This is a genomic window from Uliginosibacterium sp. sgz301328 (assembly GCF_041807905.1).
Lineage (GTDB): Bacteria > Pseudomonadota > Gammaproteobacteria > Burkholderiales > Rhodocyclaceae > JBGVSA01.
Genome location: NZ_JBGVSA010000019.1, coordinates 1 through 13,261 on the forward strand (window position 1 = coordinate 1; position 13,261 = coordinate 13,261).

Consider the following 13,261-nt stretch of genomic DNA (forward strand, 5'->3'; position numbering starts at 1 on the left):
CTTCGCTCGAACAACCATGTTGTGTGGTGTGGGCACCCCATTCAGCGTCGCCGAGCAGCACAGGGCGAGAAGGTTGCCCCGCGCAGCGGGGTCGGCGAGGACTGTCTGAGCCGACGCAGGAGGCGAGTTCCGCAGCCGCCTTCTCGACCGCGCAGCGCAGGGGACCCGCCGAAGGCGGGCGACGCTGTGGGGTCGCTTTCTTGGTGACTTCTTTGTCGATAACAAAGAAGTTACTCGCTCGCCGGGGCGAACTCCCGGCCAACGTACATGAGCAGTCGAGACGACGGTCGATAAACGAAAGCGCAGGCAAGAAAGGGCCTTTCAACGCTGCGCGCATGGGATGCAATGGCGGACGCTTCACTCTTCCGCCCTACACCGTCGGCAACAGGAAATCGTTCAACCCGCAACAACGCGCGAAAAAACAAATGAACATCGATCCACAACTCACCGCCGATACGCGCATTGCTGACACAGCCACCGCCGTGGCCGACAACGCGAATAGCCCCGATACCCTCGACCCCAAATACCGAGCCAAGGTCGAAGCCGCCGCCGAGAAGTTCGAATCTTTCTTCATCGCCAGCATGCTCCAGCAAATGCGCCGCACCACCCGCGAGCTGGCCGATGACGACAGCCCGTCGAAAGACCCGATCAACCAGGACATGCTCGAGATGGCTGACGCCAGACTCGCCGACGTCATGGCCGGCCAGCGCGCGTTCGGCATTGCCGACGCCATCCTCAAGCAGATACTCCCCGCCGACAAGGCACGCGCTTAAGTCCAACGCCGGATGGGTCGCCTATCCACGATGAGCCGAAAAACCATCGCCTCCGACCCCAACACGAAAGCCCGAGCATGAGCACCATCAACAACGCGCTGACCGGTGCACTGGCAGCGCAAGCCGGCCTGAACACGACCAGCCAGAACATCGCCAACGTGATGACCGAGGGCTACACGCGCCAGGGCGTGCTGCTCAGTTCGATCCAGCCGGCCAAGAGCGGCCCGCTGGCGGCCGGCGGTGGGGTGGCGGTGTCCTCGCTGCTGCGCTTTTCCGATGGTTACAAGAGCGTGCAGATGTGGAACGCGGCGTCCAACCTGGGCCGCTATACGGTGTCGCAACCGTACCTGACGCAGCTCGAACAGGTGATGGGCGACGATACCTCCGGCCTGAACGCGGGCGTGGATGCCTTTTTTGCGGCACTCAACGCGGCGAGCGTGGAGCCGACGTCGAGCCCGCTGCGCCAGCAGGTCATCACTGCCGCCGACGCACTGGCGCAGCGCTTCAACAGCCTGACCCAGGTGATGTCCAGCCAGCGTCTGGCGATCCAGCAGCAGCGCAGCACGGCGGTGGCGCAGATCAATACCCTGACGACCGATATCGCTGCTCTGAATAAGCAGATCGCCGCCACGCAGGCGACGGGTGTGAATGCGTCCGGCCTGATCGACGAGCGTGATCGCAAGATCGATTCGCTGGCGAGCATGGTGTCGGTGCAGGTGATCGACCAGGCCGATGGCTCGCGCAGCATTTCGTTCAAGAGCGGCCAGCCGCTGGTGGTGGGCGGGCTGGCGGCGACGGTCAGCGCCGAGGGCAACACCGACGGTTCGCAAACATTGAAGGTGGTGTTCGGCAAAGAGAACTACACGCTCACCGGCAGCAGTCTCGGGGGGCAGCTTGGCGGCCTCGACGACGTTGAACAGAACGTGCTGCTGCCGATGATGCAGTCGATCACCGATATGGCGAGCCAGATGGCGAGCAAGGTGAACACGCAATTGATGGCCGGCTACGCGCAGGACGGTACGCCGGGCGTGGCGTTGTTCGAGTTCGACGCCACCAGCGCCGTCGGCATGCTCAAAGTGAACGCTTCGATCGTGGCGCAGGACCTGGGATTTTCGTCCGACGCGACGTTGCCCGGCGACAGCGGCAACCTGCTCAAGGTCATCGACATCAAGGGTCAGACGCTCACGCTCGGCACTCTCGGCAGCGTGAGCCTGGGTGACGCGGTGACGCAACTGGTGGGCCGCCTGGGCATGGCGAGCCAGCAGAACCAGGCATCGCTCGGTACCGCGCAGACCGTGCGCGACCAGACCGAGGAAAGCTGGAAGTCGACCAGCGGTGTGAACAGCGATGAGGAGGCAATCAACCTCATCCAGTATCAGCAGATGTACCAGTCCAACCTGAAGGTGATTGCAGTGGCGAACGAGTTGTTCGACGCCACGCTGGCGATGATGGGCTGACGGCATGTCCGTCGTCATTCCGGAGACGAGCGTCAGCGAGCCGGTGCAGTCGGGGGCGGATCTGTCCGCCTACGAGGTGAGCGATCCGCTCGAAATCGAAGTGGCACTGCGCGCACTGGCCGACAGCAAGTGCATCGTTACGCTCTACCCGGCGGGCGGCGAGCGGGTGCTTGGCTGGCTGGCGGCGGTGGACATGTCGACCGGGCGCTTCGTGTTCGAGACCGTCGAGCCGATTGCGCCGCCGGCCGCGCCCTTGTTGTTCGTGGCCACGCTGCACGGCGTGAAGTTGCAGTTCACGTGCGACAGCGCGCCCGAGGGCATCGCCGCGACGTGGTTGGGGCTGAAGGTGCCGCCGTTCATCATCCGGCTGCAACGGCGCCGGTATTCGCGTTTCGAGGCGCCGCTCGGCTTGCCGTTCCGCGCACAGTTCATGCTCGGTGCCCGGCAATGCGAAGCGGGCGTCGACAACCTCGCCCTTGGTGGCGTCGGTCTGCGGCTGGCGCCGGTGGACGGCAAGCTGGTCTACGTCGGACGCAACCTGCGCAGTGTGCGCCTGGCGCTCGGGCATGACGGCGACATCGTGGCAGATATGAACGTCTGTTCGGTCCGCCAGTGGAATTCGTATCTTCTGGGCCGGCTGGTGTTGGTCGGGTGCCGCTTCGAAGCGCTGGCGCCCGAGGCGGAAGAACCTCTGCGCCACGCGCTCGATCGTCTGGCGCAACGCAGTACGCGGCGCTGAAGGCCCGCGATCGAAAGAGACAGCAAGGAATACAGCGACATGCGCATTGCCAGCACGCAGTACCACAGCACGATGAACAGCGCCCTGCAGGCGGCGTCTTCCCGTCTGGAGCAGATCATGCAGAAGATGGCCACCGGCCAGAAGCTGCAACTGCCGTCGGACGACCCCGTCACGCATGTGCGCCTGTCGCGCCTGACGCGTGAAGAAGCCGCGCTGACGCAGTACCGCGACAACATCGGCGCGCTGCGCGTTCGCCTGCAGCAGAACGAGACCAGCCTGGACGGCATGACGACCGATCTGCAAGAAGCGCGCGACCTGATGGTGTGGGCGCTCGATGGCGCCAACAGCGAAGACGACGTGGCGGCGATGTCCTCATCACTCACGGCGCTGGCGCAGAGCCTGTTCTACAACGCCAACAGCCGCGACCAGGAAGGGCGTTATCTGTTTTCCGGCACCGCGACCAGCAGCGCGGCGATCACCTACGATTCGGCCGCACCCCTGGGCATGCGTTACAGCTTCAATGGCAACCTGGGCAAACAGATGGTGGTGGTCGGCAATGGCGTGACGCAGGCTGCCAACGTCACCGTCGAAGAACTGGCCGACACGCTCAACCAGCTCGAAAGCACGGTCGAGGCCTTGCAGGCGCCGGGCGCGGACGTGAACAACGCCACCACGCGCGCGCAGCTCAATGCCACGCTCGGGAGCATCGACGCCAGCATGGGTACGCTGGGTGCGAAGATCGCCGGCCTGGGCGGCATGCAGAACATTCTCGAGACGATGGACACCAATCACGCCAACGTGAGTCTGTCGAACCAGCAGGCGCTGATCGACCTCGGCCAGCTCGACTATGGCGACGCGGCGGTCAAACTCAACGGCTACACCACGGCATTGCAGGCGACGCAGAAGGCGTATGCGCAGGTGAGCAAGCTGTCGCTCTTCGACATCATCTGAGGTCGTGATGCAGGTTTCCGCTCTCGCCACGCGCCAGTCGCCCGCCGCGGGCACCGCGTCGTCCGCCGCCCCGCAGGCAGCCGGCAGCGCCACCGCCACGGGCGGTCGGTCGACGGTACGTACCACACTGACGACGAATACGGCCGCGCTGCGCGGCGGCTTGCGCAGCCAGGACGCCGCGCGCAACGCCGAGGCTGCGGGTACGCAGCGGACGCTGGCATTCATAGAGCGCGCCCGGAGCAGTCTTGGCACGCTCAAGAGTGCTCTGAGCGACACGCTCACCGGGCAGGCTTTTTCCGACCGTCCGGCACAACAGGCACTGGATGACTTCGGTGCGCTGTGGCGTACGCGAGCAACGGCCACGGGCGGCGGGCTCGACGGTGCGTTGAACGTCGTGGATGCGGGCGGCGCGCAGCAACGGTTTCGCATTCGCGGGCTCGACGACAGCAATGGCGTGGGCGGAGCCGAACGCGAAACCTTGCAGTTTTCGGTGCGCGGCAAGCTGTCTGCGCCGGTCGTGCTGGATGCCGAGGCTGCGCCCCAGGCGACGCAATCGCGACTGGACCGCGCGCTGTCGCCGCTGGGTGTGCGCGTGGAGCGCGACGCTCAGGGCAGCCTGCAATTCCGCACGGCTGAAACAGCGTGGCCGGAAGTGCGCGACAGCTTGCTGGTCAAAGGGGGCGGCCAGCGCTTTCCGACCGGCCAGTTCAATCGGCCGCGGACCGACGCCGTCGCCGAAACACTGCAGCCTGACAATTGGCGCGTGGATACCACGTCGGCCCAGCGCCAGACGCTGCACGCCGCCGCCCAGGCCAGCATGCTGCTGGATGCCGCGGGTCGGCAGGCCGGCGAGCGACTGGTTGCGATGGCGCGCGACAGCGAGGCGGTGACGGGCGCGGAGGGTGCGGCCCGCGCGGCGGCGATGGCGGAGTCCTTCCGCTCGCTGGCCTCGCGCGGCGGCTTCGAAGCCGTCGCAGCGGTGGCGCCGGCGGCGGCCGGCGTGAGCCGCGAACGCGTCGCCGCCCTCATGCGTTTGCCTGACTGATTTGTCCCCCGACGATGGGCGCACCGAGCGGCTGTCGTTTTCTTCCCACGAAAATCCCCTCTGTCCGGTTGTGCACCACCAAAATCGGTTGCCCGGCCGGAAAAAGCTGTAACTTGGTGTTACATTTTGCCAAACAACATTCCGGCACATGGATTGCCAGTCCGACGCCCTGTAGGGCCGGCAGGACGTTTCTCGACGTCCGCCATGGAGGTCCGGAAATGGATTGCAAGAGAAGGCCCGCTGCGCCGCGTGGCGCCTGGGGCTCGCGTCATCTCACCAAAGGGGAATCACATGGCACTGCAAAAAGGCCGCCACGGCAAGACTTTGCTGCTGGCTGCAATCATCACGGGTCTGCTGGGGGCGTGCGGATCGGATGACGACGAGGGGTCGTCCTCCGGTTCGTCCAGTTCAGTCAGTTCATCGAGCGCTTCCAGCTCATCGAGTTCTTCAAGCACGTCCAGTTCGTCGTCTTCGAGCAGTTCGTCCTCGTCGTCTTCCAGTTCGTCCAGCAGCCTGCCGACCATCAGCGCGGCCTGCTCGGCCATCAACGTGAAGGCCACCAACGGCACCAACAATACCGTGCCGCAGAATCCGTGCGTACCGGCGCTGGCGTACGACGACACCAGCGTGACGCTGGTCTGGAACAAGCCGGACGTCTACACCGACGTGGTCGACTACAACGTGTACCTGGACGGCGCCAAGCTGGGCAGCGCCGCACAGAACAACACCACGAATTCGGTGGCCAAGCCGTACATCGATAGTTTCTACGCGGATGACACGGCCGGTTTCCACACCAAGGTCACTTTCCAGAACTTCCGTGTGACCGGTCTGACACCCGATACGTACTACACCCTCACCGTGCGTTCGGTGGACGGCGCGGGCAAGGAATCTGCCGACAGCGCTAAGGTCGTCGTCAAGACGGCGCCGACCATCACGCGCGTCTACAACGTTGCGACGCTCGGCGCGAAGGGCGACGGCACGACGCTCAACACAACCGTCATCCAGAACGCCATCGACGAATGTTCGAGCGGTTCGACGTCGGCCTTCGGCTGCAAGGTGGTGGTCCCGGCGGATGCGGCGAGCGGCAAGGTCTTCCTGACCGGCGCATTGTTCCTCAAGAGCAACATGACGCTGGAAATCGCCGAAGGCGCCACGCTGCGCGGCACGACGGATGCGGCGGAGTTCCCGCTGAGCAAGGGCTACCAGCTCTATAGCTACTTCACCAACAGTACGGATGACCGTCGTCCGCCGTCGCTGCTCAACACGCTGAACCCGGCTCACATGAACGGCGCCGCCGCGCTGACCGATCACCAGGGCTACGACGAGACGCGCGGTGTGTTCCAGAACATCCGCGTGACCGGCAAGGGGACGCTGGATGGCAACGGCTGGACGCGCACGGCCACCGACACGGTCGATGAGCTCGGCAACGGTCTGGCCGCATTCAAGGCGGGCAGTTCGAGCACGTGGTCCACGCTGGGCCTGCTGGCCAAGAACCAGATGCTGGCGGCGCAAGCGGAAGTCGGCGGCACGCTGACCAGCGAGCAGAACGCCAACTTCTACAGCAACCGCCGTTCGAGCCTGGCCACCTTCCGGGGTGTGACCAACATGTACTTCGGCAACCTCAAGCTGATCAACCCGGCCTACCACGGCGTGATGTTCGTCGAGAGCGAGAACGTGGTGTTCACCAACACGACGACGCAGACGTTCGACATCAACAACGCCGATGGCGTTGAGTTCGGCAACAGCAACATGGCGGTGGTGTTCAACAACTTCGTCGACAGCGGGGATGACAACATCAACTTCGCGGCCGGCCAGGGCAAGAACTACCAGAACGTGGTGCCGCAGCAGAATGCGTGGATCTTCAACAACTACATGCGCGAAGGCCACGGCGGCGTGGTGGCCGGCAGCCACACGGGCGCGTGGATCCAGGACATTCTCGCGGAAGACAACGTGATGTTCATGACCGACAACGGCCTGCGCCTGAAGAGCACGCCGGCGACCGGTGGTGGCGCGCGTCGCATCGTTTTCCGCGACATCGCCATGCGCGAAGTGGGCACCAAGAACGCGGTCACCGCGGGTGGCAAGAGCTTCACCAACAACACCAACGGCAATCCGTTCATCATGACGCTGTCGTACAGCGCCGGCAGCAACGTGTTCGAGAACGCCGCCAACTCCGCGCAGTTCCGCGACATCACCGTGAAGCGCGTGACGGTGGACAACGGCAGCAGCGCGACCGGGGGTGCGTTGATCTCGGTGGACGGCTACGACGGAGCGGACGCCACGCTGGGCTATGCCGAGACGTTCCACGAGAACGTCGCGTTCGACACGGTGAAGGTCACCAACGCCAAGCCGACCAGCATCAGCCGTCTGAAGAACAGCAGCTTCACGAACATGACGATCACGAACTGGGGCGCGACCGCGTCGCCGTGGGTGATCTCCAATTCGCCGGGGCTCACGTTCACCAACGTCACGCCGACTGCGCCGTGACCGAGGCGTAGTTCAACGTGGTGCGACGGGCTCCTTCGGGAGCCCGTTTTTTTCTAGGCGCCGCGATAGAACTGGAGGATGTCGCGGTCCGGGATGGCGGTCTCGCGCTTCTGCCCGAAGAAGTAATGCGCGGACGCCGAGTCGTAGGCGCCGTTGCTCCGTGTGAAGATGTGGTCGAGCAGTCTCAGCGGATAGCTCAACACGAGTCCGGCCAGATGCAGCACCGCCCCCAGCGCACGATGCTCGGTACTATTGGCGAGCGTGGTGCGCAGCACGAATGCGATCGACATGCCGGGGCCGCTGCTGATGCCGGCTTCGATCTGATCGAAGAAGCGAAACAGGCGCCGGTGGCCGAGGAAAGTGAAGCGCGTGAAGTCGTATTCGCGCATGTGCACGGGCTGGAGGAAGGGCGTCTCGGCATATGCCCGGCCGTCGGACTTGAGCACGCGCCACATTTCCGCCACGCAGCGCGCCGGGTCGGCCACGTGTTCGAGCACGGCACAGGCCACGACGAGGTCGAACGAGCCGTCGGCAAAGGGCAGGTCGTGCGCGTCGGCAATGCACCGCACGTTCTTGCCGAAGGCGACGTCGGTATAGGTGATGTTGCCGGCATAGCTGGTTTCACCCGCGCCGATGATGAGGATCTGCGCATCGGGGTCCGCCGCCTGCACTGCGGCCACGGCATCGCTCGCGCTGAACGGCGCAGCGGGACCTGCGCCGGATTCGGACAAGGTGTAGACAATCCGGTGATACAGCCGCTTGAGGCCACGGCTGCCGTCGCCCGCCGTGCCATAGGCACTGGCGCCACCGTAGGCGTTGCCGCCGGTGTAATCGGCGATGCGAAAGACGCTGTTGGCCTCGTTGAGCAGCACCGGCTTGCCGCCGACGACTGGATAGCGCTGGGCGCATTGCACGCATACCAGCCAGTCGCCGTGGGCTTCAAGCACGCCATGGTCGATGGGGCACACAAAAGGAACAGCGCGTGAATCGTGCATGTTGGCGACCACATGGAGTGGGGCACCAAGCGTAGCGAGGCCGGTTTGGCGCTTCAATAGACCATGTGAGCAGCGGTGTGCGCTACGTCGCAGCGGTGCGCAGGATTCCCCGCTGCCTGTGTGTCTGGGCGGCCGCGTCTGGTGCAGTGGCGCCTCCGCTCACGCGAAGGCGCCGTGCAAGTGATGGCGACGGATCGCTCAGGTGTTGCCGTTACCAGGAGTAGCGCAGCCCCGCGTTGATGCTCGCATTGGTGTAGCCATTGCCTGCCTGCACTCCGCCCCAGCCCCACAGCGAAAGGTTGGGACGGACATTGGCTTCCACCCCGAGCTTGAGTTCAGCCAGATCGCTCGGCAGCTTGTCCCGCACGCCGATCCCGTCCAGGCTCACGCTGTGCGAGTCCGGAGAGTGCAGCCAGTTCACTTCGGCGAACGGCCGCGTGCGGCTGGCGTCGTTTCCGGCCCCCTTCTGGATGTCTGCATACAGGCGCGCACCCAGGCGCGTGGTCACCGCGCTGGCGTTCAGGTCCGAGACGACGGTGCCGCCCTGCTCGACGTGATCGTCCGCATCGTACTTCGAGGCGGTCACCTGTACCTGCGGCTGCAGGATCACCTGCGTGCTGCCGTTTTCGTTCGCGTTCCGGTGCAGTTCGAAGCCGTAGCCCGTTTCCAGCGAAGCCGTATACGTGTTCGAGCGATACTTTTCTTCCGGCAGGCCGCTGCCCGTCACCTTGTTGTCGAATGCGCCGCCCATGAGCCAGGCATCCACGTAGGGGCCGGTAAGCGTGTCCTTGCGGCCATACCAGGTTGCGTAGGCGCCCAGGCTCGCACCGTCGACCTTCTGGTTCGACCGATCGGAACCCTGCGCGGTGGTGGTTCCCGAGCTATGAACGAACATGCCCATGGCCCCCACGCGCAGGCTGCCTTCCTCGCCCACGTTCCAGCGTGCCACGTCGCTGCCCAGGTGCAGCAGGTAGGTGTCATCGTTGGCAGTGAAGTCGCCGGCGTTACGATGACTGAAGGCGCCTTGCACCCTTGCCCAGCTATTCGCGTCGGGATTGTTCGAGGCGTCGCCGATCATTCCCGGTGCCTGCGATTGCCGATCGTGCAGCGTATGCAGTTGCGACTGCATCGCTACCAACTGGTTGTCCAGATAGGAGCCAGCCTCCGGGCGATACCCGTCGGACACGAGATACCAGTCGTTGGCATTGCCGCCGTTGCCGCCCTGACGCAGGGTGTAGTTGAAGGGGCCGGAGGCGATGACGCCCGTCGAACCCGCGCGATAGCCGTCTGAGTCCGGCGAAAGCGAGAAGGCATCGGCAGTGCTGGTGCCGCCCACCTTGACCAGATTGATGCCCACTTCGGTGCGGGCGCCGTCTCCGCCGCCCCGGTGCAATACCTGCAGCGCGGTCGAACCCGAGGCGTTGCCGCCAATGACGAGCTGATCATGGAGCGAACTGTCGTCGCTCCATTGCGTGCCCAGTGCCACGCTACCGTTGTTGCCGACGTAGTCGCCGGTCACCGTCAGCACCGCGCCTGGCATGGCGGCCGTGTTGGCGCTTGCGATGTTCACCTTGCCTGCGTTGGCAAGGCCGGCGATGGTCTGGTCGAGGCCGTTGGCGTCCAGCGTGGCGCCTGCTGCCACCGTCACCGCCGAGTTCGCCCCCAGGGCGTTGGCCGCGCCTGCCTGCAGCGTGCCGCCCGAGACGTTCGTGTCGCCGGTGTAGCGATTGGCCGTACCCGTCAGCAGCAATGTGCCGTCGCCGGTCTTGGTCAGCGATCCGCTGCCATCGATCGCGCCGCTCATTGCCAGCGTGGTGCCGGCATTGATGTCGAGCGTGCCGCCGCCCGCATTCAGCGTAGCGTCCCTGGCCGTGGCGAAGTCCGCCGTGGTGTTGAGTGTGCCGCCGTCGAAGCTGAGCGCGCCCGACGCCGCGCCGAGATTGTGGTCCGCCGAGACCTGCAGCGTGCCGCCATCGAGCGCTGTGCCGCCCGAATAGCTGTTGTTGCCGTTCAGCACGAGCGTGCCCTGATCCGCCTTGACCAGTTGTGCGTCACCGGTCAGGTTGGCGTTGATGGTCGCCGTGTATCCGCCGCCCAGCGACGTACCGTCGCCCACGCGGATGATCGCCTGCCCCGGGGTGGAGGCCGCACCCACCAGGGTGATGTCATCGCCCTGGACGAGGTAGCCATCGGAGGCGAACTGCATGCCCGAAGCGCTGACCGCCCCCAGGCTGTTGTCGACCGTCACCGTGCCCGGCGTGCCCATGAACACGGCGAAGCCTTCGTCAGCCCAATGGCCGATCTGCCCGCCGGTGCTGTCCGTCCAGTTGTCGTTGCCGGCGCCGCTCTGCCACGTACCGTTGCCGCCATTGACGGCACCGTCGCCATGCGGTCCGGCGTCGCCGTCCCAGAACGTCAGCGGCTGGCTTTCGGAACCGACGACCAGATTGACCTGCCCGGCGACCGAGGTCTGGACGGTTTCGATGCTGTCTTCAGGCATCGTGCCGAGCGCGAGGCCGTTGTCGGTCAGGCTGCCGCCGTAGCTGATGACGCGATAGACGCCCGGGAGGAAAGTGCCGCCGGGCGTGACCGCCACGTTCAGCGTGCCCGCCAGCGTCAGGTCGCCGTTGACCACGGTGAGATCGTTGTAGGTACCGCCGACAGTGTCGGCCTGGCCGAATCCGTAATTGAGGATCGAGCCGCTATTGAGCGCGAGATTCCCGTTGATGGTCAGCGTGCTCACATCTCCGGCCGCGGCCGGCGCGAGGATGCCGCCGTCTTCGATCGTCACGTTGCCGCCGATGGTCCCCTTGCCGCCGAGTGTGGCGTCAGATGCGACCACGACGGAACTGACGCTGTTGCCCAGCGTGCCGTCAACGCGCAGGATGCCGCCGTTGACGTTGGTCTGGCCTTCGAACGTGTTGCTGTCGCCGGTAAGGATCGTCGTGCCGGCGAGTTGGTCCACGGTGCCGTTCGTTGCGGCCACGCTGCCGATCTGCGGTGCGAAGACGTAGTCGGCGCTGTCGTGGTTGAAGACCAGCGTACCTTGCGCGCCGAGGTTGACGATCGAGGTGTCGAGCGTGCCGGGTCGGGCTGCAGCCTCTCCCTGTGCGGCGCCGATATTGATGGTGCCCTGGCCGCCAGTGCCGACGCTGTTGATGCCAGCGGCATCCGTCGTCTTGAGCGTGCCGCCGTCGGTCACCGTGAGCACGGCATCGGCGCCGTTGTACAGCGCCATGTCGAGCGTTCCGGTCGTCCAGATGGACCCGTCGCCGGTGATCAGGGCCTCGCCATGCGCGGCGTTGGCCGCGCCGGTGATGGCGTTGATGCCCATGTAGCTGTCATAGGTGCTGGTGACGCTGGCTCCGTTGCTGACGGTAAGGGTGCCGATGCCGGTGTATCCAAGGACCAGTCCCGTGTGATTGATCCACGATGAGCCCTCTCCGTCGACGACCACGTGCCCTTCCGCGCGAGGGGCGGTCGAACTGGCGGCAAGGTAGCCGAGATAGTCGTAGTCGACCAGGTCGGAGCCCGTTTCGAGCGTCGCGCCGTTGACAACCGAGACCGTACCGGTCCCCTGGATGCCAACCATGATGCCGGGGGTCGAAACGACTTTCGATCCCGGATCGGTAATCGTCAACGAACCGGTCGAGCCCGTGTAGTCGGCAAGACCAAGGCCCAGATTGGTACCCGAGTTCGAGGGGTTGGTCAGGTTGAGCAGGCCACCGTCCCGGACGACCATGTCGCCCGAGCCGGAGCCTCTTCCACCCAGGATCACGGAACTATTGGCGTTCCACGTCGACCCTGGGCCTTCGATCAGGACGGTGCTCTGCGGCGTGCCACTCAGATAGCCAACGACCACGCTGCTGGTGCTGGTCGTATTCAGCGTGCCGCCGTTGCTGATGTGCAGGTGGCCGTCTCCGCCCGCCGAGCCACTGTAGCCGCCCAGGCTGAAAGTGCCGCCGACGCTGGCCGTACCCCCGGCGATGTTCAGCGTGCCGCTGCCCAGGCGTCCGACCGAGAGCGAGCTCGTCACATTGAGGTTTGCGCCGGACTGGACCGTCAGCAGGCCTTCCGTGCCCGTTGCGTAGCCAAGCCAGATCTGGCTGGCGGCCGCACTGCCCGAACCGATGGTTACGTTGCCGCTGGCCGCGGCGCCGGCCGGTGTCGTGTTGCCAATATAGGTAATGTCGCCCGCGACCGGCGTGCCGCTCGGGGAACGGACCCAGTTGCCTGCCGTGAACCAATCGCTGGTGGATGCGCTGCTCGACCATGTCGTCGTGACCGCCTGCGCGGGGGTCGTGCCCAGCAGGATCGCCATGAGCCCCGCTATCGACGTCGCGCAAAGCAGGCTTCGGCCACGGCGGCCGGAGGGAATGGATTCGGAGTTGCCACGTTGCGAGCCTTGCCCCGATTTGCCATGACCGACTGCTACTTCCGAGACAGCTTGCCAGACGCCCAGGCTCTGGTTGAAAACGGTTCTATACGAGCGGTTCATCGTCTATGTCCTCTACCTTTCACGATCACGTACTGTGTGGAATCGAATCGGGCCGGCCCGGGGTCTGTGTTCATTGGGCCGCGAAACGACTGCGTTGCTGACCGGCGACATCGACGTGGCTCCAATGCGGAGCGGGTCATGTTGATGTGCTCGTAGTCCTGAATCGCGCGGAGTGTAGAGAGGGCGACAAATGTTGTATCTCGGACAGGTCTGAGCTTGTCAGACTGAACTTCTGGGGCTGTGCGTAACTGTTCCGCTGGCGAAAATATCGCGAATCGTAACTGCGCCGCTCGGAAGCAGGACCGCGCGAGCCGAT

9 protein-coding genes are annotated in these 13,261 nt (G+C 65.0%); 6 read left to right on the forward strand and 3 right to left on the reverse strand.

The genetic code is table 11. From position 1 onward, the window contains the following. The 5 genes from ACDA63_RS14455 to ACDA63_RS14475 all read left to right on the forward strand — a co-directional run. Positions 1–773 (forward strand): hypothetical protein (locus ACDA63_RS14455; protein WP_373663976.1); only part of this gene is annotated, 773 nt, incomplete at its 5' end. Positions 774–850: 77 nt separating this feature from the next. Next, a complete protein-coding gene (flgK, locus tag ACDA63_RS14460) occupies positions 851–2,230 on the forward strand; it encodes a flagellar hook-associated protein FlgK (RefSeq protein WP_373663977.1) in 1,380 nt (459 codons plus the stop codon). 4 nt (positions 2,231–2,234) lie between these two features. Beyond that, positions 2,235–2,969, forward strand: a complete 735-nt coding sequence (locus ACDA63_RS14465; protein ID WP_373663978.1) for a flagellar regulator YcgR PilZN domain-containing protein — start codon at positions 2,235–2,237, stop codon at positions 2,967–2,969. Between the two features lie 39 nt (positions 2,970–3,008). Further along, entirely contained in the window at positions 3,009–3,920 is a 912-nt protein-coding gene (flgL, locus tag ACDA63_RS14470) for a flagellar hook-associated protein FlgL (RefSeq protein ID WP_373663979.1), read from the forward strand. Between the two features lie 7 nt (positions 3,921–3,927). Next, positions 3,928–4,965 (forward strand): hypothetical protein, encoded by a 1,038-nt coding sequence (locus ACDA63_RS14475; protein WP_373663980.1) that lies wholly within the window; start codon positions 3,928–3,930, stop codon positions 4,963–4,965. A gap of 287 nt (positions 4,966–5,252) precedes the next feature. On the opposite strand, the gene ACDA63_RS14480 is transcribed toward ACDA63_RS14475, so the two are convergent. Further along, positions 5,253–5,525: a hypothetical protein gene (locus ACDA63_RS14480; protein WP_373663981.1), complete on the reverse strand. Its 273-nt coding sequence runs from the start codon at positions 5,523–5,525 to the stop codon at positions 5,253–5,255. On the opposite strand from ACDA63_RS14480, the gene ACDA63_RS14485 reads away from it, so the two are divergent. Continuing rightward, positions 5,515–7,452 carry a glycosyl hydrolase family 28 protein gene (locus ACDA63_RS14485; protein WP_373663982.1) on the forward strand — a complete coding sequence of 646 codons (1,938 nt, stop codon included), beginning with the start codon at positions 5,515–5,517 and terminating at the stop codon, positions 7,450–7,452. The genes ACDA63_RS14480 and ACDA63_RS14485 overlap by 11 nt on opposite strands. A 53-nt stretch (positions 7,453–7,505) precedes the next feature. On the opposite strand, the gene ACDA63_RS14490 is transcribed toward ACDA63_RS14485, so the two are convergent. Both ACDA63_RS14490 and ACDA63_RS14495 read right to left on the reverse strand, forming a co-directional pair. Then, complete coding sequence (locus ACDA63_RS14490; protein WP_373663983.1) at positions 7,506–8,447, reverse strand: methyltransferase domain-containing protein; 942 nt, start codon at positions 8,445–8,447, stop codon at positions 7,506–7,508. Positions 8,448–8,658: 211 nt separating this feature from the next. After that, entirely contained in the window at positions 8,659–12,945 is a 4,287-nt protein-coding gene (locus ACDA63_RS14495) for an autotransporter outer membrane beta-barrel domain-containing protein (protein WP_373663984.1), read from the reverse strand. Positions 12,946–13,261 lie beyond the last annotated feature (316 nt).

What these genes read in the sequence shown, in the direction of transcription:
- ACDA63_RS14490 (WP_373663983.1), bottom strand. Translation starts at nt 8,447, where the DNA reads ATGCACGATTCACGCGCTGTTCCTTTTGTGTGCCCCATCGACCATGGC.
- ACDA63_RS14475 (WP_373663980.1), top strand. Translation starts at nt 3,928, where the DNA reads ATGCAGGTTTCCGCTCTCGCCACGCGCCAGTCGCCCGCCGCGGGCACC.
- ACDA63_RS14495 (WP_373663984.1), bottom strand. Translation starts at nt 12,945, where the DNA reads ATGAACCGCTCGTATAGAACCGTTTTCAACCAGAGCCTGGGCGTCTGG.
- ACDA63_RS14465 (WP_373663978.1), top strand. Translation starts at nt 2,235, where the DNA reads ATGTCCGTCGTCATTCCGGAGACGAGCGTCAGCGAGCCGGTGCAGTCG.
- flgL (WP_373663979.1), top strand. Translation starts at nt 3,009, where the DNA reads ATGCGCATTGCCAGCACGCAGTACCACAGCACGATGAACAGCGCCCTG.
- flgK (WP_373663977.1), top strand. Translation starts at nt 851, where the DNA reads ATGAGCACCATCAACAACGCGCTGACCGGTGCACTGGCAGCGCAAGCC.